The sequence below is a fragment of the Flavobacterium sp. LM4 genome (assembly GCF_002017935.1).
Classification (GTDB): domain Bacteria; phylum Bacteroidota; class Bacteroidia; order Flavobacteriales; family Flavobacteriaceae; genus Flavobacterium; species Flavobacterium chungangense.
In genome coordinates, this window is sequence record NZ_MUFW01000001.1 from 1,848,154 (window position 1) to 1,867,818 (window position 19,665).

Annotated in this window: 17 protein-coding genes; 2 read left to right on the forward strand and 15 right to left on the reverse strand. The window is 34.1% G+C overall.

Annotation, left to right across the window (positions count from 1 at the left end):
* Positions 1–2: 2 nt before the first annotated feature.
* The 8 genes from nuoF to aspS form a co-directional block, all read right to left on the reverse strand.
* The gene (nuoF, locus tag BXU10_RS08305) at positions 3–1,373 is read right to left on the reverse strand and encodes an NADH-quinone oxidoreductase subunit NuoF (protein WP_078226939.1); all 1,371 of its coding nucleotides are present in this window, start codon (positions 1,371–1,373) and stop codon (positions 3–5) included.
* A 1-nt stretch (position 1,374) separates the two neighbouring features.
* On the reverse strand, positions 1,375–1,905 hold the full coding sequence (locus BXU10_RS08310) for an NAD(P)H-dependent oxidoreductase subunit E (RefSeq protein ID WP_031454071.1): 531 nt from the start codon (positions 1,903–1,905) through the stop codon (positions 1,375–1,377).
* Positions 1,906–1,987: 82 nt separating this feature from the next.
* Positions 1,988–3,226: an NADH-quinone oxidoreductase subunit D gene (locus BXU10_RS08315; protein ID WP_078226940.1), complete on the reverse strand. Its 1,239-nt coding sequence runs from the start codon at positions 3,224–3,226 to the stop codon at positions 1,988–1,990.
* 17 nt (positions 3,227–3,243) lie between these two features.
* Entirely contained in the window at positions 3,244–3,765 is a 522-nt protein-coding gene (locus BXU10_RS08320) for an NADH-quinone oxidoreductase subunit C (RefSeq protein ID WP_078226941.1), read from the reverse strand.
* Between the two features lies 1 nt (position 3,766).
* Positions 3,767–4,315 carry an NADH-quinone oxidoreductase subunit B gene (locus BXU10_RS08325; protein ID WP_031454074.1) on the reverse strand — a complete coding sequence of 183 codons (549 nt, stop codon included), beginning with the start codon at positions 4,313–4,315 and terminating at the stop codon, positions 3,767–3,769.
* 89 nt (positions 4,316–4,404) lie between these two features.
* Positions 4,405–4,770 carry an NADH-quinone oxidoreductase subunit A gene (locus tag BXU10_RS08330; protein WP_031454075.1) on the reverse strand — a complete coding sequence of 122 codons (366 nt, stop codon included), beginning with the start codon at positions 4,768–4,770 and terminating at the stop codon, positions 4,405–4,407.
* Positions 4,771–5,012: 242 nt separating this feature from the next.
* On the reverse strand, positions 5,013–5,207 hold the full coding sequence (locus BXU10_RS08335; protein ID WP_007137066.1) for a cold-shock protein: 195 nt from the start codon (positions 5,205–5,207) through the stop codon (positions 5,013–5,015).
* Positions 5,208–5,526: 319 nt separating this feature from the next.
* Positions 5,527–7,278 carry an aspartate--tRNA ligase gene (gene aspS, locus BXU10_RS08340; protein ID WP_078226942.1) on the reverse strand — a complete coding sequence of 584 codons (1,752 nt, stop codon included), beginning with the start codon at positions 7,276–7,278 and terminating at the stop codon, positions 5,527–5,529.
* A 159-nt stretch (positions 7,279–7,437) separates the two neighbouring features.
* Here aspS and BXU10_RS08345 point away from each other — a divergent pair, with 159 nt between their 5' ends.
* Together BXU10_RS08345 and BXU10_RS08350 are read left to right on the forward strand one after the other, a co-directional pair.
* Entirely contained in the window at positions 7,438–8,433 is a 996-nt protein-coding gene (locus tag BXU10_RS08345) for a TlpA disulfide reductase family protein (protein ID WP_078226943.1), read from the forward strand.
* A gap of 206 nt (positions 8,434–8,639) precedes the next feature.
* On the forward strand, positions 8,640–8,987 hold the full coding sequence (locus BXU10_RS08350) for a toxin-antitoxin system YwqK family antitoxin (RefSeq protein ID WP_031454078.1): 348 nt from the start codon (positions 8,640–8,642) through the stop codon (positions 8,985–8,987).
* Between the two features lie 80 nt (positions 8,988–9,067).
* Here BXU10_RS08350 and BXU10_RS08355 read toward each other — a convergent pair whose 3' ends face one another.
* The 7 genes from BXU10_RS08355 to BXU10_RS08385 all read right to left on the reverse strand — a co-directional run bounded on the left by BXU10_RS08355 (position 9,068) and on the right by BXU10_RS08385 (position 19,661).
* Positions 9,068–10,615, reverse strand: coding sequence for a PepSY domain-containing protein (locus tag BXU10_RS08355; RefSeq protein ID WP_078226944.1), 1,548 nt, complete (start codon positions 10,613–10,615; stop codon positions 9,068–9,070).
* Between the two features lie 4 nt (positions 10,616–10,619).
* Complete coding sequence (locus BXU10_RS08360; protein ID WP_078226945.1) at positions 10,620–10,910, reverse strand: hypothetical protein; 291 nt, start codon at positions 10,908–10,910, stop codon at positions 10,620–10,622.
* 2 nt (positions 10,911–10,912) lie between these two features.
* Positions 10,913–11,245: a hypothetical protein gene (locus tag BXU10_RS08365; RefSeq protein ID WP_078226946.1), complete on the reverse strand. Its 333-nt coding sequence runs from the start codon at positions 11,243–11,245 to the stop codon at positions 10,913–10,915.
* Positions 11,246–11,307: 62 nt separating this feature from the next.
* On the reverse strand, positions 11,308–13,743 hold the full coding sequence (locus BXU10_RS08370) for a TonB-dependent receptor (protein ID WP_078226947.1): 2,436 nt from the start codon (positions 13,741–13,743) through the stop codon (positions 11,308–11,310).
* A gap of 211 nt (positions 13,744–13,954) precedes the next feature.
* Positions 13,955–17,131, reverse strand: coding sequence for an efflux RND transporter permease subunit (locus BXU10_RS08375; protein ID WP_078226948.1), 3,177 nt, complete (start codon positions 17,129–17,131; stop codon positions 13,955–13,957).
* Positions 17,132–17,249: 118 nt separating this feature from the next.
* Positions 17,250–18,317, reverse strand: coding sequence for an efflux RND transporter periplasmic adaptor subunit (locus BXU10_RS08380; protein ID WP_078226949.1), 1,068 nt, complete (start codon positions 18,315–18,317; stop codon positions 17,250–17,252).
* 9 nt (positions 18,318–18,326) lie between these two features.
* On the reverse strand, positions 18,327–19,661 hold the full coding sequence (locus BXU10_RS08385) for a TolC family protein (protein WP_078226950.1): 1,335 nt from the start codon (positions 19,659–19,661) through the stop codon (positions 18,327–18,329).
* Positions 19,662–19,665 lie beyond the last annotated feature (4 nt).

Consider the following 19,665-nt stretch of genomic DNA (forward strand, 5'->3'; position numbering starts at 1 on the left):
ATTTATACGATTATCTTACCACCAACCAAATGTTTCACTTGTGAAAACGGTTCAGCAACAAAATGATCTCTGTGTTTTATTTTTTCAGGGAAACGAACATGGTACTCAAATTCATCTTTAAAATGGCGGATAGCAGCTGCCACCGGCCACGAAGCCGCATCGCCAAGCGGGCAAATCGTATTACCTTCGATTTTACTCTGAATACTCCATAATAATTCAATATCCTCTTCACGGCCGTGACCGTTTTCAATACGATGTAATATTTTTTCTAACCAACCTGTTCCTTCGCGGCATGGGGTACATTGTCCGCAGGATTCATGGTGGTAAAAACGGGCAAAATTCCATGTATTTCTCACTATACATGATGTGTCGTTGTACACGATAAAGCCTCCTGAACCTAACATGGATCCGGTAGCAAAACCACCATCACTTAAAGATTCGTATGACATTAAACGGTCTTCACCATTGGCTGTTTTAAAAATTAATTCAGCTGGTAAAATCGGCACTGAAGAACCTCCCGGTACTAAAGCTTTCAAAGGTCTGCTGGAAGACATTCCACCTAAATATTCATCAGAATTCATGAATTCATCAACAGATAATCCTAATTCAATTTCGTAAACACCAGGATTTTTGATGTGCCCTGAAGCCGAGATTAGCTTAGTACCTGTAGAACGTCCAATACCTATTTTAGCATACTCATCACCAGAATTATTAATAATCCATGGCACAGCAGCAATAGTTTCAACATTGTTAACGACTGTTGGATTTGCCCAAAGTCCAGAAACAGCTGGAAATGGCGGTTTAATACGAGGATTGCCTCTTTTACCTTCCAGTGATTCAATTAGTGCAGTTTCTTCCCCACAAATATAAGCTCCTGCTCCGCAGTGAACATATAAATCTAAATCGTACCCTGTACCTAATATATTTTTTCCTAACCAACCCGCAGCTCTTGCTTCGTTGATTGCTTTTTCTAAAATTTTGAAAACCCACATGTATTCTCCACGAATGTAGATGTAGGATAGGTTTGCGCCCAAAGCAAAACTTGAGGTAATCATTCCTTCGATCAATAAGTGAGGAATAAATTCCATCAAATAACGATCTTTAAAAGTTCCTGGCTCAGATTCATCGGCGTTGCAAACTAAATGCCTTGGTTTTCCTGATTTTTTATCAATAAAACTCCATTTCATTCCAGCTGGGAAACCAGCTCCACCACGACCTCTGATTCCTGATTTTTTTACTTCTTCAACAACTTCGTCAGGTGTAAGTGTTTTTAAGGCTTTTTCTACAGAAGCATAACCACCGTTTTGGCGATATACTTCGTAGGTCTTAATACCCGGAATATTGATTTTGTCTAATAATATTTTTTTTGACATCTTATTTATCGTGTAATATTATTTTATCATCTCTGCAATCAGCGATTAACTGATCGATTTTGTCTTCTGTCAGTTTTTCTTTGTAGAAATCGCCAAGTTGCATCATTGGAGCGTATCCACAGGCACCTAAACATTCTACTCCGGCAATGGTAAACATTCCGTCGGGAGTTGTTTCACCCATTTTAATGCCTAATTTTTCAGAAGTGTAATCCATTAAATTTTCAGCACCATTTAAACAACAACAAGAAGTCTGGCAGAATTCGAACATGTATTTTCCAATTGGTTTTTGGTTGTACATGGTATAAAAAGTAACCACTTCGTAAACCTCAATTGGTTTGATGTGCAAAATTTCCGCAACTTTATCCTGTAATTCAATACTCAGCCAGTTGTCGTGTGCATCCTGGACTTCATGTAAAACAGGCAACAAAGCTGACTTTCTTTTATCTTCCGGATAATGACTGATGAGTTCATTGATGCGGGACATCAATGCTTCAGTCATGTTTATTTCTTGTTTGTAATGTTTACGTTCCATTTTTTATTATTTTGAATATTAAATTTTAAATTCTAAATGTTTTCGGCATTTATAATTTATAACTCAAAATTTATAATTCATTTTATGCATCTAATTCTCCGGCAATAACATTTAAGCTTGACAAAATAACAATGGCATCTGATAGTAATGCGCCTTTGATCATTTCCGGATAAGCCTGATAATAAATAAAGCAAGGTCTTCTGAAATGTAATCTGTAAGGTGTTCTGCTTCCGTCAGTTACTAAATAAAATCCGATTTCTCCATTTCCACCTTCAACCGGGTGATAAATTTCTGCAACCGGTACAGGAACTTCACCCATTACAATTTTAAAGTGGTAAATCAAGGATTCCATTGAAGTATACACATCTTCTTTCGGAGGCAAATAATAATCCGGTACTTCTGCATGATATTCGTTTCCTGGAGGCATTTTGTCCAAAGCCTGACGGATAATGCTTAAACTTTCCCAAACCTCTGCATTACGAACGCAGAAACGATCGTAAGTATCTCCTGATTTTCCAACAGGAACAATAAAATCAAAATCTTCGTAAGAGGAGTAAGGCTGTGCAACACGAACGTCATAATCAACTCCGGCTGCACGTAAGTTTGGGCCTGTAAATCCGTAAGCCATTGCTTTCTCTGCTGAGATTGCACCTACGTTTACAGTTCTGTCAATAAAAATTCTGTTTCTTTCGAATAAGTTTTCGAATTCTTTCCATGCAACAGGAAATTCTTCAAGGAAAGTATCGAGTTTTTTGAAAGCTTCCGGAGACCAGTCTCTTTCAAATCCACCGATTCTTCCCATATTGGTTGTCAAACGTGCACCACAAATTTCTTCGTAGATTTCGTAGATTTTTTCTCTAAACTGAAAAACATATAAGAAACCGGTATAAGCACCAGTATCAACTCCTAAAATTGAATTACAAATTAAGTGATCTGTAATACGTGCAAGTTCCATAACGATAACTCTTAGATATTGAGCTCTTTTTGGAACTTCAATTCCCAGTAATTTTTCTAAAGTCATCCACCATCCCATATTATTAATAGGAGAGGAGCAGTAGTTCATACGGTCTGTAAGAGGAGTAATTTGATAAAAAGGACGATTTTCTGCAATTTTTTCGAAAGCTCTGTGTATGTATCCAATAGTGGGTTCGGCCTCCAGAATTCTTTCACCATCCATCAACAGGATATTTTGAAAAATACCGTGAGTAGCCGGGTGTGTAGGGCCTAAATTCAGTACTGAAAGCTCGCTTCCGTCTTCGTTTAGTTTGTCCTTAATTATTTTAGCATATCGATGCTCTGGTGATAATAATAGTTCTGACATTTATAATGTTGAATTATTTAGCAATTTGTTGTTGTTCTTCCAAAGAATCTGTCGTCTTTATCAGTTCTTCCACTGTCTTCCATCGGAAATTCTTTTCTCATTGGGAAAGACACCATTTCATCCATATTCAAAATACGTTTCAATTGCGGGTGGCCAATAAAATTGATTCCGTAGAAATCGTATGTTTCTCTTTCCATCCAGTTTGAACTTAAGAAGATATTTGAGACAGTTTTGATTTCTGGTTTTTCGCCATTTAGATAAACTTTAATTCGAAGGCGTTTGTTTTCGTACCAGTTATGCAAATGATATACGATGGCAAACTGACGCTCTGATTCGTTATCTGGATAGTGAATACCGCATAAATCGGTTAAAAAGTGAAAACGTAAATCGGCGTCATTTTTCAGGAAAAGAATCAGGGCTGTAATTTTATCAGCAGAGGTTTCCAGTGAAAAAATATCTCTTTCTTGTTGAAAGTTAAAAACATTTTCATTAAATGTTTCTACAAGTTTATCCTGAATAAGGTTGTTTTCTAAAGCCATCTTATGAAATGTTATAGGAAGCTAATAATTCTTGGTATTCCGGAGAGCTTCTTCGTCTCACAGATTCGCTTTTTACCAATTCTTGAAGTTTCATTACGCCGTCAACAATTTGTTCCGGTCTTGGGGGACATCCCGGTACATAAACGTCAACCGGAATTACTTTGTCAATTCCTTGTAAAACCGAATAAGTATCGAAAATTCCGCCTGATGAAGCACAGGCTCCAACAGCAATAACCCAGCGAGGTTCAGACATTTGTTCGTAAACCTGTCTTAAAATGGGTGCCATTTTTTTAGAAATAGTTCCCATTACCATTAACATATCAGCCTGACGAGGAGAAAAACTCACACGCTCAGAACCAAATCGTGCCAAATCGTAATGTGATGCCATAGTTGCCATAAATTCGATTCCGCAACATGAAGTTGCGAAAGGCAATGGCCAAAGAGAATTCGCTCGTGCCAAACCTACAACGTCATTTAGTTTTGTGGCAAAAAAACCTTCACCTACAACACCTTCAGGAGGGGCAACCATATTTACATTTGAATCGCTCATTTTGTATGTTATTTTGAATTTTGAATTATAAATTTTGAATGTTCAAATAATTTATAATTCAGCATTTATAATTTAAAAATAAATATTTTTTATTCCCAGTCTAATGCTCTCTTTTTGATGATATAGAAAAAACCAACTAAAAGAAGAGACATGAAAACAATCATTTTTAACATCCCTTCAATTCCTAATTCTTTAAAGTTTACTGCCCATGGATAAAGGAAAATTACCTCTACGTCAAACAATACAAATAAAATGGCTACAAGAAAATATTTTACTGAAAAAGGAATACGGGCGTTACCTACAGATTCGATACCGCATTCGAAGTTTTTATCTTTTGTCTCAGAAGTCCTTTTTGGGCCTAATTTTCCGGAAATAATGATAGTTCCTACTACAAAACCAACGGCTAAGATAAGCTGCATTAAAATAGGAAGATAACTGTATTGGTCAGATTGCATAAACTTAGGGTTTTTACTTAAAAAATAAGCCACAAAGATAGCTTTCAACTCTGTAAATCACAAACTAAAAAATGATTTAAGTTTAGTGTGTAATATGGATTAAGTGTAATTTTTATTGATTATAAATAAAAGGTCAGACTTTTGTATTTTTTTTAACAAGAAAGCAAAAAAAAACGTTTCGAAATAAATCGAAACGTTTTTAAACCATTCAGAGGCAAAAAAAATAAATTGCTATATTTTTCTTAGATTACTGCTACTTTAGCAGCAACTTTCCCTTTTCTTCCTTCTTCTTCTTCGTAGCTTACACGGTCACCTTCGCGTAATTCTTCCGCGTTAATTCCTGAAGCGTGAACGAAGATGTCTTTTCCTGTTTCTTCGTCTGTAATGAATCCATAACCTTTAGACTCATTGAAAAATTTTACTGTACCTGTACGCATTGTAATTGTAATAATAATTTATAATAAAGCAAATGTAATATATAAATTCATACAAAAGACACTAAGGTGTTAATTTTTTGTAAAAATTATTGATTTACAGTGTTTTCTGTGCTTAAATTATATTAAAATTCATATGAATTTCTTTGAATTAAGATTCATTTATTAAGGATAAAGCAATTTCAGCACTAATTTTATTGTAATAAACGGACTACTTATTAAAAATTTAATTTTTTTAAATTCTTACAATAAGTTTTAGTAAAATAAAAAAAGAGTTACAGATTAATTGTCACTCTTTATATATTTATCAAAAATTGTAGAACTATTTTAAATCCAGTTTAATTGATAATTCTTTCAATTGTGAATCGTCAATGGCAGCAGGCGCATCGATCATTACATCGCGACCTGAATTGTTTTTAGGGAAAGCTATAAAATCTCTAATAGTTTCCTGACCTCCTAAAATAGCAACTAATCTGTCTAAACCAAAAGCTAATCCTCCGTGTGGTGGTGCTCCAAACAGGAATGCATCCATTAAGAATCCAAATTGGGCTTTTGCTTCTTCTTCGGTAAATCCTAAATATTTGAACATTAACTGCTGCGTTGCTTTATCGTGAATGCGAATAGATCCTCCACCAATTTCGTTTCCGTTCAAAACCATATCGTAAGCGTTTGCACGAACTTTTCCTGGTTCTGTTTCCAATAGTGTCATATCTTCCGGTTTTGGAGATGTAAACGGATGGTGCATTGCGTGGTAACGACCGCTTTCTTCATCCAATTCCAATAATGGGAAATCTACCACCCATAACGGAGCAAATTCTTCGGGCTTACGCAATCCTAAACGAGTTGCCAGTTCCATACGTAAAGCAGAAAGCTGAGCTCGTGTTTTATTTGCAGGACCAGAAAGGACGAAAATCATATCTCCTGGGTTTGCTTCTGTTGCTTTTGCCCAGTTTGCCAAATCTTCCTGATTGTAGAATTTATCTACAGATGATTTGAATGTTCCGTCTTCATTACATTTTACGTAAACCATTCCAGATGCTCCAACCTGAGGGCGTTTTACCCAGTCAATTAACCCGTCGATTTCTTTTCTAGTGTAATTTCCTGCTCCCGGAACAGCAATTCCTACAACTAATTCTGCCGCATTAAATACAGGGAATTCTTTGTGCTGTGCAAATTCGTTCAATTCGCCAAATTTCATTCCGAAACGAATGTCCGGTTTGTCATTTCCGTATGTTTTCATGGCATAATCGTAGGTAATTCTTGGGAATTTGTCTACCTCAATGCCTTTGATTTCTTTTAATAAATGTCTTGTCAATCCTTCAAAAACATTCAAAATATCTTCTTGCTCCACAAATGCCATTTCGCAATCAATCTGTGTAAACTCAGGCTGACGGTCTGCACGTAAATCTTCATCACGGAAACATTTTACGATTTGGAAATATTTATCCATTCCGCCCACCATCAATAACTGCTTGAAAGTTTGTGGAGATTGTGGCAAAGCATAAAACTGTCCTTCGTTCATACGGCTTGGTACAACAAAATCTCTCGCTCCTTCAGGAGTTGATTTGATTAAGTAAGGGGTTTCAACTTCACAGAAATCTAAATCTGATAAATATTTACGAACTTCCATTGCCACTTTGTGGCGGAATAACAAGCTGTTTTTTACAGGATTTCTTCTGATATCCAAATAACGATATTTCATTCTGATATCTTCACCACCGTCCGTTTCATCTTCAATTGTAAATGGAGGTGTTAAAGCTGCGTTTAAAATGGTTAATTCGGAAACTAAAATTTCGATTTCACCAGTCGGGATATTTTTGTTTTTGGCTTCACGCTCAATAACTGTTCCTTTTACCTGAATTACAAATTCACGACCAAGAGTTTTGGCTAATTCAAAAACGTTTTTATCGGTACGGCTTTCATCGAAAATAAGTTGTGTAATTCCGTAACGGTCACGTAAATCAACCCAATTCATAAATCCTTTATCGCGTGATTTTTGAACCCAGCCTGCAAGTGTAACTTGGGTATTAATATTTGAGGCATTTAATTCGCCACAATTATGACTTCTATACATTGATCAAAATTTTAGACTGCAAAAGTAAACACAAAAATCAAATTAATATAGTAAAGTAATAACTTGATGCTTATAAAATTGAAATATTTTGTTAACGGCTAATTTTCTCACATATAATTTCTTTAGATTTGGTCTATTCAAAACAAAATAATATTGATTATGAAAAAAGTTTTTCTTTTAGCTTTAATTGTGCTTAGTGTTTTTAGTATTAATGCCCAAACAAAGAATCAAATAAAATTTACTGCGAAAATTGCCAATAGAAACAGTGATACTTTAGTTATCCGAGGAGCAAATGATTTTAAACAAGTCATTCCAATTAATAAGAAAGGAGTTTTTGATGCAACCTTCGAAGCTCCAAAAGGTTTTTATCAATTTTCAGACGGTCATGAAGTTTCAGGGTTGTATTTAAAACCTAATTCTGAGGTAAATCTGACTATGGATGCCAAGCAATTTGATGAAACGATTGTTTATAAAGGAAAAGGGGTAGACGAAAGTAATTTTCTGGCTCAATATTCCTTAAACAATGAAAAATTTCAAAATGAAGCTTTTTCTAAAGATGAAGCTGAATTTGCTACACTTTTAGAAGCAAAGAAAAAATGGGATAATGAAACGCTGGAAAAAGGAAAATATGATGCAGATTTTCAGACTGCATTAAAAAATTCATTTGCACAATTTAATCAGTATGCGGCACAGGCTTATGAAAGCAATGCTAAAACGAATAAACTCAAAGGAAAACCTTCACCTGATTTTGATTATGAAAATTATAAAGGAGGTAAAACAAAACTTTCAGATTTAAAGGGGAAATATGTTTACATTGATCTTTGGGCAACATGGTGCGGGCCTTGTAGAGCTGAAATTCCTTTTCTGCAAAAAATTGAAGAAAAATATCATGGAAAAAATATTGAATTTGTAAGCATCTCAATTGATACAGCAAAAGATCATGACAAGTGGAAGAAATTTGTTACGGATAAAAATTTAGGCGGAGTTCAGTTATTTGCTGACAAAGACTGGGGATCTGATTTTGTAACAAGTTATGGTGTAAATGGAATCCCAAGATTTATACTAATTGATCCAAACGGTAATATTATAAATCCGGATGCCGACAGACCATCATCTGCAACATTGCAAACCCAGCTAGATGCTTTATTGAAATAATTCTTCCAAATTTACAACGTTGTCGTAATTTGTTTATTTTTAAAAATACCAGTAAAACCAATGCTTCAGCGTTGGGTTTTTTATATTCGGTTGATTTCCAATGTTAAGATTTTATCTAATGTTACCAAATTGTTAAGCAAAAGTTTTTTTAATGTAAACATTTAATTATATTTGATAAAGATTTGATAACATTAATACCTAAAGATATGAAAAAGTGTGTAATTTTAGTTGCAATATTGTTCTCTGGAATTTTAGTTGCACAAGAGACAAAACCTGAGTTGGAAGCTGTTGGAAACAAAGTAAGAGCTACTTATTATTATGAAAATGGTAAAGTACAACAGGAAGGTTTTTTTAAAGAAGGTAAATTAGATGGTGTTTGGGTGTCTTATGACGAGAACGGAAATAAGAAAGCTATCGCTGAATACAAAGATGGCTTGAAAAGTGGAAAATGGATTTTCTTTAATGACAAAAACATTTGCCAGGTAGATTATTCAAACAGCAAAATTAATTCAGTTAAAAGCTTAGAAGAAAAGATTATAGCAAATAGAAATTAATATAATTTTAGTTAATGAAAAAAGGGAGAAAATTTTGTAAAATTTTCTCCCTTTTTTGTTCAATTAATTAATTGTCACAATTAGTTGCTTTCTTTTGGTTTTAATGAAAAAGCAACATATAGTGTAATTGAAGCCAGAACAATCCAAAAAACATCAATAAAGAAAATCTGAATCTGGTTTTGTATAAAAGAATTCCAAAACCAATTTCCTGTAATTATTCCATTTGTTATCGGGATTAACAAACCTAAAATACTTCCTGAGATTAAACACCATTTGTTGGTAAAAGCATCATTCTTTTTGATGATAAAAAAGATTGTAAGCAATAACCATCCAATAAAATAAATACTGTATAAATTAGACTGAGTTAAAGGATGAAACAGTTTAGCAGCTATAAAAGCCAATGCCGTAATAGGATACATGCTTAAACAAATAGCCAAATAAATTCGGACCACAACTTCATTAAAACGTCGTTTTTTTTCAGGCATATTTTTCTTATTCCTTGCAACTAACCAAATCATTACTCCCGAAATAATAACGAAGCAGGTTATAATGCCTAAAACAAAACTTATTATTTTTAAGGCATATCCACCATAATCACCAAAATGGATGCGGTACAAAACATTTTTTACAACATCTAAATAATTGTTTTCCGTTTCAGGATTTTTCTTTGCAACCTCTTTTGAATCAGAAATACGGTAAACTACTTTTCCGATTCCTGTAAATTTTTTGGTGCTTAATAATTCACCTTCTACGATAACATGCATATTGGTATCTCCATAATTTTGAATCATAACACGGTTTATTTCAAAATCTTTCCAATTGTTTTTTGCTTTTGTAACTAATTGATCAATACTATAAGGAGATACTAATTTTTTGTTATCAAACTTATATTCAGGATCCTTATATTCAAGTTCTTTGTATAATTTATCCTGGTCGCCTTTGTAAAGGACCATTACAGCCGGGGCTACTATTAGAAGCTTAATCATAAAAAAAGCACCTGTTACCGCATATACAAATTGAAAAGGTAAACCAATCATTCCTAATGCGGTATGAGCATCTGTCCATAATGTTTTTAGTTTTTCTTTTGGACGGAAAACATAAAAGTTAGACACAATTTTTTTCCAGTGTAATAAAACTCCTGTTACTATTGCAAATAAGAAAAACAAAGCGATAAATCCCGATAGATAATATCCCACAGGATAAGGAATCTGAGCCAAAAAGTGAAGTCTGTATAAAAACTCTCCCAATGAATAAGATTCTTCATAAGTTGATCTTTTATAGTTTTTGGTATCTAAATAAAAAAAGCTTCCTTCTTTTTGTTTAGCCGAAGCCAAAGTATCTTTTGTTCCTTCCAGATAAATGCTAACCCTTTTTTCGTTACTGTGCTTAGAAATAGTGATATTTCGCCCGTGCAAAATATATTCATTATCCAGTTTTTTTAAGGCGGTATCATAGTTTAAATCAATTTCTTTTGAATAAGAAGTCGATTCATTTCGCTCCCAATTGATGATTTCGTCCCTGAAAAAAGAAAATGATCCGGCAAAGAATATCACAAAAAGAACAACACTAATGACAATGCCGCTAACGGTATGGGTGTGAAAATAAATATTATAATTACGATTACTCATAGTGTTAATTATACGTTTGTCCTAAATAGATTAAAAGAGAGAAAACAAATGAAAGGAATAGGTAACTCAACCAGATTTTCCATCCGTTTTTGGCTAAAAAAGCAACAATCATTAGGGCTACCCAAAGAATGAAGCCGCTAAAAGCCATTGTAATCAGAACATCTGCACGATTCAACCAGCTGGCTAAAGCCAAATGAAATGTTACAGAAACAAAATAGCCGCCCAGAATGGCAGCAGTAATTTTGGCAAACCGTTGCCACTTTGATTGTGTTAAGTATTTTGGATTTGCGGGCATGATTAGGAGTAATAAAATTCTAATAAACCGATTATTATAAAAAGAATCAATAAAGATGAGCGACTTATTTTTTTTAACGGAGTCAATACTACAATTAAACTCCCTACTGCCATAAGCTGAATAAAAAATAGTAAAGTACCACAGCCCAAAGATTTTGTAAAAAGCCAAAAACCATAAGCAGTCAAGAGTAAAACTAATCCGGTGATTTTGGTTTGTTTTGGGTTTTTCTGCATCCATTTTTCGAAACCTAAATCATAGGATAGAACAGCTTTTTTCGAAGTATAATATAAGGTGTAAAAAGCTAAAAAAACGATAAGACTTGCTGTTGTTATCATGATTTATGAATTTTAAAACACCTTTCTAATTAAACAGAAAGGTGTTTTGTTACTAATTTTTATTAGAATCTATATGTGAAACTTGCAGCAATACTTCTAGGATCTTTTGGATGAACCGTTGACCATCCGTCATAGATTTCTTTGTTTGCAATGTTGTTTAATTTTACGTTTATTCCAAATTTTTCTGCGTTGTAGAACAAAGAAGAGTTGAAAACAACGTATTCAGGTATTGTAAATTCTCCAGATGTCCATCTGTTCATGATTTTATTGTCTCCTAAATAATTTCCTCCAAACCCTAATCCAAATCCTCTTAGTACTCCTGTTGTAAATTTGTAACTAGCCCAAAGGTTTGCCATTTGCACCGGTCCGGCACTTTCAGGTCTGCGGGCGATAAAATCTAAATCACCTGCAGTTAAAAGAGATTCGTTGTAACTGTAACCTGCAATAATGTTTAAACCATTAATTGGATTGGCAACTATTTCAGCTTCTATACCTTTATTTTCTTGTGCTCCATTGGTATAATAAGTAACGTCAGTTGCATTTGGTCTAATGCTGTAAACCTGATCAGTTACTTTTATTTGGTAGTAACTTACAGTTGCGTAGAGTTTATCTTTGAAAAGATTTAATTTTGTTCCTGCTTCCAATTGGTTCGCTCTTTCAGGTCCAAATGTTCTTGCTGTTGTAACTGTGCCATTGACATCTGCAGCCGGAGCTACGTTTGAAAATCCGTTCATGTAATTAGCAAAAATAGAAACCGTATTTAAAATTGGCTGATATACGATTCCAAATTTTGGAGAAAATGCGGTTTGGTTGTAACCGTCATTTTCAGCATTCATAAAACGATCCGCACGTAAACTTACCATAGCTGATAAATTGGGAAGAATGTTTAACACATCTGAAAAATAGGCGCTGTAAGTTTCTTGTTTTGTTTTACTGCTGTTTCTTGGGGCATTACCTAATAGTGCATCAGACCTTTCTTTAGTCAAAACACCCGTATCTCCGTTTGAAGTACCAAAAACACTATTGAAAGAAGCTAAATTATCCCCAATATAAATGTAGCCGTTTGCAGCATAGTTTGAACTATGGTCTGCAAAAGTTCTTTTGTAATAATCTAAGCCAACAACCAGTCTGTTTCTTAAGCTTCCGATTTTAAAATCACCAATAAAATTTTGTTGGATATCAGTAGTTTTGTTGTTGTTTTCCTGATAATTAAAATAACGACCCAAGACTATTCCTTCAGTAATAGTTGGGAAATATTGTGTCCCTTCATACAGGTAGGAATAGTAACCCTCAGATTTTGAGGTACTATTTGAGAAAACAGTCTGTGAAGTCCATTGATCAGAAAGTTTGTAAAATATTTGAGCCTGTATGTTAAAAGAAGGTGTTTTAATAGTTAACTCGTCACTGGTATAGGAGCGTTTATTGTCATATTTTAGTTCGTCAATATTATGAACTCTTAACGGATATCCCCTGTCAAAAAATAACATGGTTGGGTTAGTAGTTTCATTGCTCATAAATTCAGTTTGTACTAAGAATGATAATTTATCATTTAATTCATAAGATAAAGACGGAGCGATAAAGAACGATTCTCTAAAACCCGCATCCTGAAAACTATTTTGGTCATTATATGCAGAGTTTACTCTGAAATTTAATGTTTTCTTTTCATTTAATGAAGTATTAAGATCTACTGTTGCTCGGTTTAAAGCATAACTTCCAGTTGTATAAGTTATTTCGCCACCAAATCCTTTGTAAGGTTTTTTGGTTGTGGTGTTAATTACCCCTCCGTATGATATTAAACTGCTTCCGAATAAAGTTCCGGAAGGACCTCTTAAAATTTCGATTCTGTCAATATTTGCCGGGTCTAAACTTCCATTTGTTAAACCAGGTAATCCATTAACCATCGTTGGTTGTACAGAAAATCCTCTCAGCGAATAATATCCTGCACCATCACCTCCACGACCGGTAGAAGCCCAAAGTTGTGTTACTCCAGGAGCGTTTTTTAAAGCGTCATCAAAATTAGTTACTACCTGTTCTTTTAAGACCTCGCCAGTTATTGTTGTATAGACTTGTGGATTTTCAAGATTTTTAAGAGGCAGTCTGGATATCTGCTGATTTTCTTTTCGGGCAAAATGATTTGTTTTACCGGCATTAATAACTACTTCAGTTAATTCTTCCGAGTTAGTAGAGATAGTGAAATTTTCAATATGTTCTTCACCGTCATTGATAATTATGTTTTTTTCTTTAGTAGAATAGCCAACACCTGATACTTTTATGGTATAAGATCCAGGTTTTACATTTTTTATTTTATAATTTCCAGCTTCGTCCGTAATAGTACCTAAACGGGTACCTTTTAATATGACAGAAACATTTTCTGGTGTTTCATTGTTGTTTAAAGTTATTTTACCTTTTATAGTTGTTTTTTCTTGTGCACTGATTGATGTACCAGTTAACAAAATAAAGAATAAACTTAATAGTGGTATTGTAAATCTTATTTTCATCTTATTTAGAATTGTTTTTGATAGCGCAAATTTAGGTTTTGAATAGCAACTACGCAAATTATTTTTATTTATTCTAAATAAAATATTAATCAAAATTTAAAACGTATTTTTATTTAAAAAATTAACATTTTAAGCCCATTTGATATTGTAAGAAAAAAACCTGCTCAAATGAATGAACAGGTTTTTCAATTTAAATCAAATCAACAATTAACTAATGCGTGTGTTTAGGGTTAAAACCGTCTTCGCTTAATTCGATGTGCTCATAATCAGCAACCATTTCAGCTTCATAATCAATTTTATCTCCTTTAGAGAATTTATGAATAATTTTCTCCATAATATTATAAATTACCGGAACCACAATCAGGGTTAAAAATAAAGAAGAAATTAATCCCCCGATAATTACCCATGCCAAACCGTTCTTCCATTCAGCTCCTGCTCCAGATGCCAATGCAATTGGGAACATACCAAACACCATCGCAATTGTCGTCATCAAAATTGGACGTAAACGTGCGTGATTTGCCTGTATTAATGCTGTTCTGATCGATTCTCCTGCAGCTCTTCTCTGGTTGGTATAATCGACAAGCATGATCGCATTCTTACACACCAGACCAATCAACATGATAATACCTAATATCGTAAAGATGTTTAATGTATTGTTGGTCAAAGCTAAAGCTAACATCGCCCCGATAAAGGATAATGGTATAGCAAATAGTACTACAAAAGGGTGAACAAAACTGTCATACAAACCAACCATTACCAAATAAACTAAAATAATAGCAGCCAGTAAAGCAATTCCTAAAGTACCAAAACCTTCACTTTGATTTTCTTGATCACCTCCCCAAATATAGTTTACACCAATTGGTTTTTTAAGCTTATCTAATTTTTCCTGCCATTGGGTAACAATTGTTCCAGAAGCAACCCCAACGTTTTGTCCTTGTACTGTTACCGAAGCCGTTTTGTCTCTACGCTCTAACTGGCTTGGGCCTGAACCTTCTGTAATAGTTGCAAATTGGGATAATTTAATTTGTTGTCCGGCTGAATTAATAAAAATCAAATTACTAACATCTGTAATACTTTTTCGATCAAAAGCATTATACTTAATGTTGATATCATATTCGTATTCGCCTGCTCTGTATTTACCATCTGTGTTTCCACTATAAGCAGTTTGCATCGTTAAACCAACTGTTTGTAAAGTCAATCCTAAAGCAGCCATTTTATCACGATCTACCTTAACATTGATTTCAGGATTACCATCTTCAACGGTTAATTTAATCTCTGTTGTTCCGGGGATTTTACGTAATTCTGCTTCAGCTAATTTAGCAAAAGCCATTGCAGTTTCTGTTGAAGGACCTGTTACGATCAAGCCTAAAGTAGCATTATCTGCTGTTCCTAAAATACCAACCGGAACCGTCTTAACTTTGGCACCAACTAATACTTTTTCTAATTTACGTTTAATTTTAGCAGCGTATACAGAAGCTCCGTCTGTACGATCTTTTTGCTCAATCATTTTAACATCAATCTCTGCTTTGTAAGCGGTTGCTTGTGATGCTCCAAGACCTTCACTAGTTTGTCCTACTGTTGTAATTTGACTGTGAACATATTCTTGCGTTTTCAAAAAGGCTTCTGCTTTTTGTGTCATAAAGTTAGTTTGTTCTAACGAAGCGTCTTTAGGCATTTCGATCTGAACTAAAAACTCACCACTATCTGATGCAGCGAAAAACTCACCACCTATGAAACCGCCACCCATTAATCCAATTGTAGATCCAAAGAACAAAATAAGTACTACAACAAGAGTTTTTACATAATGATCTAAACACCATGTTAATAAGTGAGAAACCCAGTCTGTAAAACGTGTTAAATAATTTTCAAAACCAAGAATAATTTTTCCGAATAAATTTTTTCCTTCAATATGCTCTAATTTCCCAAAACGAGATGACAACCATGGAATAATAGTAAAAGAAGCTAAAAGCGATAGTAAAGTTGAAATAATTACAGTAACACAAAATTGTGTAATAATATTAGAAACTAAACCAGAACTCATTGCAATAGGCAGGAATACCACCACAATTACTAAGGTAATCGAAGTTACGGTTCCGCCAATTTCGGCTGTACCATCATACGAAGCGCGAATTCGGCTTTTACCCATTTCCATGTGCCTGTAAATATTCTCCAAAACCACAATTGCATCATCGACCAGAATACCTACCACCAGAGACAATCCTAATAAACTCATTAAGTTTAAGGTGTATCCCATTAAATAAATTCCGATGAAAGTTGCAATTAACGATGCCGGAATCGAAACCATTACAATTAATGAGTTTCTAATACTGTGCAGGAAGAACAACATTACTAGAGCCACCAGAATTACGGCTATTAATAAATCGTGAACTACTGAATCAGCAGCTTCCAAAGTAAAAATTGTACTGTCTTTTGCTACTTCTAATTGTAAATTGTTTTTTTCATAATCTTTTTCAAGAATTGCAATTGTTTTTAGTAATTGCTCACTTACGGCAACCGCATTCGCATCTGATTGTTTAATAATTTGTAAAACAATCGCACTTTTTTGATCAACACGTGATATTTTTTCAGCTATTTTCTGTGTATCCTGAACGTCAGCAATATCACTTAAACGAATTTGAATTCCGTTTTGAGAAGAAACTACTAAGTTTCTTAGTTCTTCAACATTTTTATATTTACCCGCTAAACGAATTAATATTTTTTGATCACGGGTCTGAATGTTACCTGTTGGGAAATCTAAGTTTGAAGACAAAATAGTTTGCTGAACCTGAGGGATTGAAAGCCCGTAACCCTGCATTTTTACCGCATCCAGATTTACCTGAATTTCACGCTCAGAACCACCAATAATATTTACTTGTGCGACACCTTGTACACGAGATAAAATAGGCGCAATTTTTTTATCAATTAAGTCATAAAATGCTGCTTCATCCATTTTTCCATTGGCGCCAATTGTCATAATTGGTAAATCGCTCAACGAGAATTTGGTTAATGCAGGCGTTTCAGCATCATCTGGTAAATCACTAATGATTGCATTTATTTTTCGCTGCGCATCATTCATAGAGAAATCAACCTTTGCATTTGAAGTCAAAGTAATGGACACAATAGACAAACTCTCGTAAGATTTTGAGTCAATTTTCTTGATATTCTCTAAGGACGCAATCGCATCTTCAATTTTCTTTGTTACCGTATTCTCAACCTCACTTGGAGAAGCTCCCGGATAAATTGTAGAAATGGTAATAACATTTTGTTCAAATTTTGGGATCAGCTCGTAGCCCAGTTGGCTGTAACTGAATAATCCACCAAGTGTCAGAATTGTAAACAATACAATTACCAACGACGGACGTTTTATGGATATTTCGGCTAATTTCATATGTTTCTTTTTTTAAGTCCTTAGTTTCTTATTAGTCTTATGATTCCCTGTTTTAGAGTTTTTAATAATTTCCTAATTCTATGAACCAGGGACTAAGTACTAATCACTAATTACTTTTTTACTTAATAATTTCTACTGTATTTCCGTCTTGTAAGTTAATCTGACCTGTGGTAATCACTTTTTCTCCATCAGATAATCCGTTGATAATTTCTACTTTATCACCTAAAATTCTTCCGGCAGTTACTTTTCTCAATTTAGCTTTACCATTTTCAACAACAAAAATTTCGTTACTGCTTACACTTCCAACAAATGCATTTCTTGGTACCACCATTAAGTTTTGTTTTTGTTGTTTTGAAGCAAAATTTGCAGTTCCGTACATACCGGCTTTTAGATCATTATTTGAGTTATTTGCAATTTCAATTTCAACAGGAAAGCTTAAAGTTTCATCTGCTTTTGCAGCAATAAAAGTAATTTTTCCTGAGAATGTTTTGTCTGGATAAACACTTGCAGTTACATTGATATTGTCTCCTTTTTTAAGGCTCGCTACCTGGTTTTCATTTACAGTAACTGTTAATTTTAATTTAGATGTATTTACAATATCAAATAATGCAGTTGCCGGCATTCCTGTTAAAATAGATCCCGGCTCAATGTATTTTTTATTGATAAATCCGTTAATTGGAGCTTTTACTTTTGTGTCACCTACATTTATATTGGCTTGTTTTAAATTAGACTCTGCATTTGTTAAAGCCAATTTTGCCTGATCTAATTGCTGTTTGGTAACCCCGCCGGTTTTAAAAGCATTTTCGTATCTGCTGAAATCAGATTTTGCATTTTGATAAACGGCCTGTGCTTGTTGTGCACTTACATTAATCACATCGCCTCTCATGGTCAGTAAGTTTTGACCTACTCTTACGTAATCTCCTTCTTTTACTAGAACGCTGATTACTTTTCCTGATTTTTCTGCAGCAAAAGTCAATTCCTGAGTTGGAGCAAAATTTCCGTTTGCAACAAAATCTAAAGAGATCTCTTCTGTTTTTACAGGAGTAACTTTTACTGAAACAGTAGCATTTTTTTCTGCCACTATATCTGTTTTTGCTTTGTTCTCCTTTTTATTGTTGCTTAAAACATATCCTATCACACCCAAAGCTGCGATTATGATTACGATCGTTGTAATAGTTTTTTTCATTGTAATTAGTTATTTAATAAGAGTTTTTAGTTCGCCTTTTGATTTGATAAGTGCTACTTCAGCTAATTTGTAATCTAATATAGCTGCGGTATAATTGTTTTGTGCTTCTATCGATGCATTTTCTGCATCTAATAAATCTGTTAATGAAGCCAGTCCTTGTAAATAATTATTTTTCGTGTTATTCAGAATTTCTTCTGCCAGAGTCATATTCTCTTTTTGATTTTCAATTGTAATCAAACTATTCTGAATTTGAGTCGTCGCATTTTTGTATTCTAAATCAAGTGAAAGTTGGGTATCTTTAATATTCTCCTGAAGTGATCTGATTTTTACATCTGCCTGTCTTACCTTGGCACGGGTGCCAAATCCTGTAAAAATGGGTACTTTTAAATTCAAACCAACTGATGCGTAATCAGACCAATATACACCATCTGCAGGTTTTGCAAACAAAGGTATTTCAGGCCCCTGTCCTATATAATTATATCCCGCAGACAAAGAAAGAGTTGGGTAATATTCTGCTTCAACTGATTTTTTCTGAAATACTAATAATTCCTCCTGTTTTTTCAAAAGCAGATACTCAGTTCTATTTGCAGTATTAGGAGCTTCGCTTAATGCAGCCGGAGTTACTTCAAATTCAGATTGTGGAATCTCGATTTGAGTTTCCATAGGCATTCCCATATAAAATTTCAAAGCATTTTCCTGTAACTGTACGGCATTCAAGATTTGCTGACGTTGCGTGCTGATGTTTGACAGTTTTACATTTACTCTGTCCAAATCGATTTTTTTTGCCAGTCCGTTATCAAATTGCCCTTTAATAATGTCACGAACTTTAGTTGTATTGACATAATTGCTGTCTAATAAAATTAATTTCTGACGTTGAACATATACCTGATAATAGTTGTTTGCTACTCTTTCAATTATTTGTTCCTCTGTTAACTGATCATTGATCTGATAGAATTGACGGGTAGATTTAGCAGCTTTTAAACCTGTAAAAACAGATTGGTCAAACAAAGCCTGGGTTAATGAAACTCCCGCTCCAGAGGTCCATTTTTGTCCAAAATTTGCCTGAATAGTAGTTCCAGGCTGTCCAAAAGAACCCCCGTCAATTACACTTGTCTGTAAGATAGGATTATGAGTTAAATTTCCGTTAGCCGAAATTTGAGGTAAAGCTCTTGAACGAACTTCCTGAATTTGGTATTCGCTGTTTTCAACGTCTAATTTTGCTTTTTTGGCATCAGCTTTATTTTGCAGTGCATAATTAACAGCATCTTTCAGAGTTAAAGTGGTGACCTGTGCATTGGCCGACAGACCAATTGTACACAAAAATATAAGAATGATTTTTTTCATAGAT

Bases quoted from the DNA above. Each gene is read 5' to 3' on its own strand.
- nuoF (WP_078226939.1), bottom strand. From the start codon at position 1,373: ATGTCAAAAAAAATATTATTAGACAAAATCAATATTCCGGGTATTAAG.
- BXU10_RS08310 (WP_031454071.1), bottom strand. From the start codon at position 1,905: ATGGAACGTAAACATTACAAACAAGAAATAAACATGACTGAAGCATTG.
- BXU10_RS08315 (WP_078226940.1), bottom strand. From the start codon at position 3,226: ATGTCAGAACTATTATTATCACCAGAGCATCGATATGCTAAAATAATT.
- BXU10_RS08320 (WP_078226941.1), bottom strand. From the start codon at position 3,765: ATGGCTTTAGAAAACAACCTTATTCAGGATAAACTTGTAGAAACATTT.
- BXU10_RS08325 (WP_031454074.1), bottom strand. From the start codon at position 4,315: ATGAGCGATTCAAATGTAAATATGGTTGCCCCTCCTGAAGGTGTTGTA.
- BXU10_RS08330 (WP_031454075.1), bottom strand. From the start codon at position 4,770: ATGCAATCTGACCAATACAGTTATCTTCCTATTTTAATGCAGCTTATC.
- BXU10_RS08335 (WP_007137066.1), bottom strand. From the start codon at position 5,207: ATGCGTACAGGTACAGTAAAATTTTTCAATGAGTCTAAAGGTTATGGA.
- aspS (WP_078226942.1), bottom strand. From the start codon at position 7,278: ATGTATAGAAGTCATAATTGTGGCGAATTAAATGCCTCAAATATTAAT.
- BXU10_RS08345 (WP_078226943.1), top strand. From the start codon at position 7,438: ATGAAAAAAGTTTTTCTTTTAGCTTTAATTGTGCTTAGTGTTTTTAGT.
- BXU10_RS08350 (WP_031454078.1), top strand. From the start codon at position 8,640: ATGAAAAAGTGTGTAATTTTAGTTGCAATATTGTTCTCTGGAATTTTA.
- BXU10_RS08355 (WP_078226944.1), bottom strand. From the start codon at position 10,615: ATGAGTAATCGTAATTATAATATTTATTTTCACACCCATACCGTTAGC.
- BXU10_RS08360 (WP_078226945.1), bottom strand. From the start codon at position 10,910: ATGCCCGCAAATCCAAAATACTTAACACAATCAAAGTGGCAACGGTTT.
- BXU10_RS08365 (WP_078226946.1), bottom strand. From the start codon at position 11,245: ATGATAACAACAGCAAGTCTTATCGTTTTTTTAGCTTTTTACACCTTA.
- BXU10_RS08370 (WP_078226947.1), bottom strand. From the start codon at position 13,743: ATGAAAATAAGATTTACAATACCACTATTAAGTTTATTCTTTATTTTG.
- BXU10_RS08375 (WP_078226948.1), bottom strand. From the start codon at position 17,131: ATGAAATTAGCCGAAATATCCATAAAACGTCCGTCGTTGGTAATTGTA.
- BXU10_RS08380 (WP_078226949.1), bottom strand. From the start codon at position 18,317: ATGAAAAAAACTATTACAACGATCGTAATCATAATCGCAGCTTTGGGT.
- BXU10_RS08385 (WP_078226950.1), bottom strand. From the start codon at position 19,661: ATGAAAAAAATCATTCTTATATTTTTGTGTACAATTGGTCTGTCGGCC.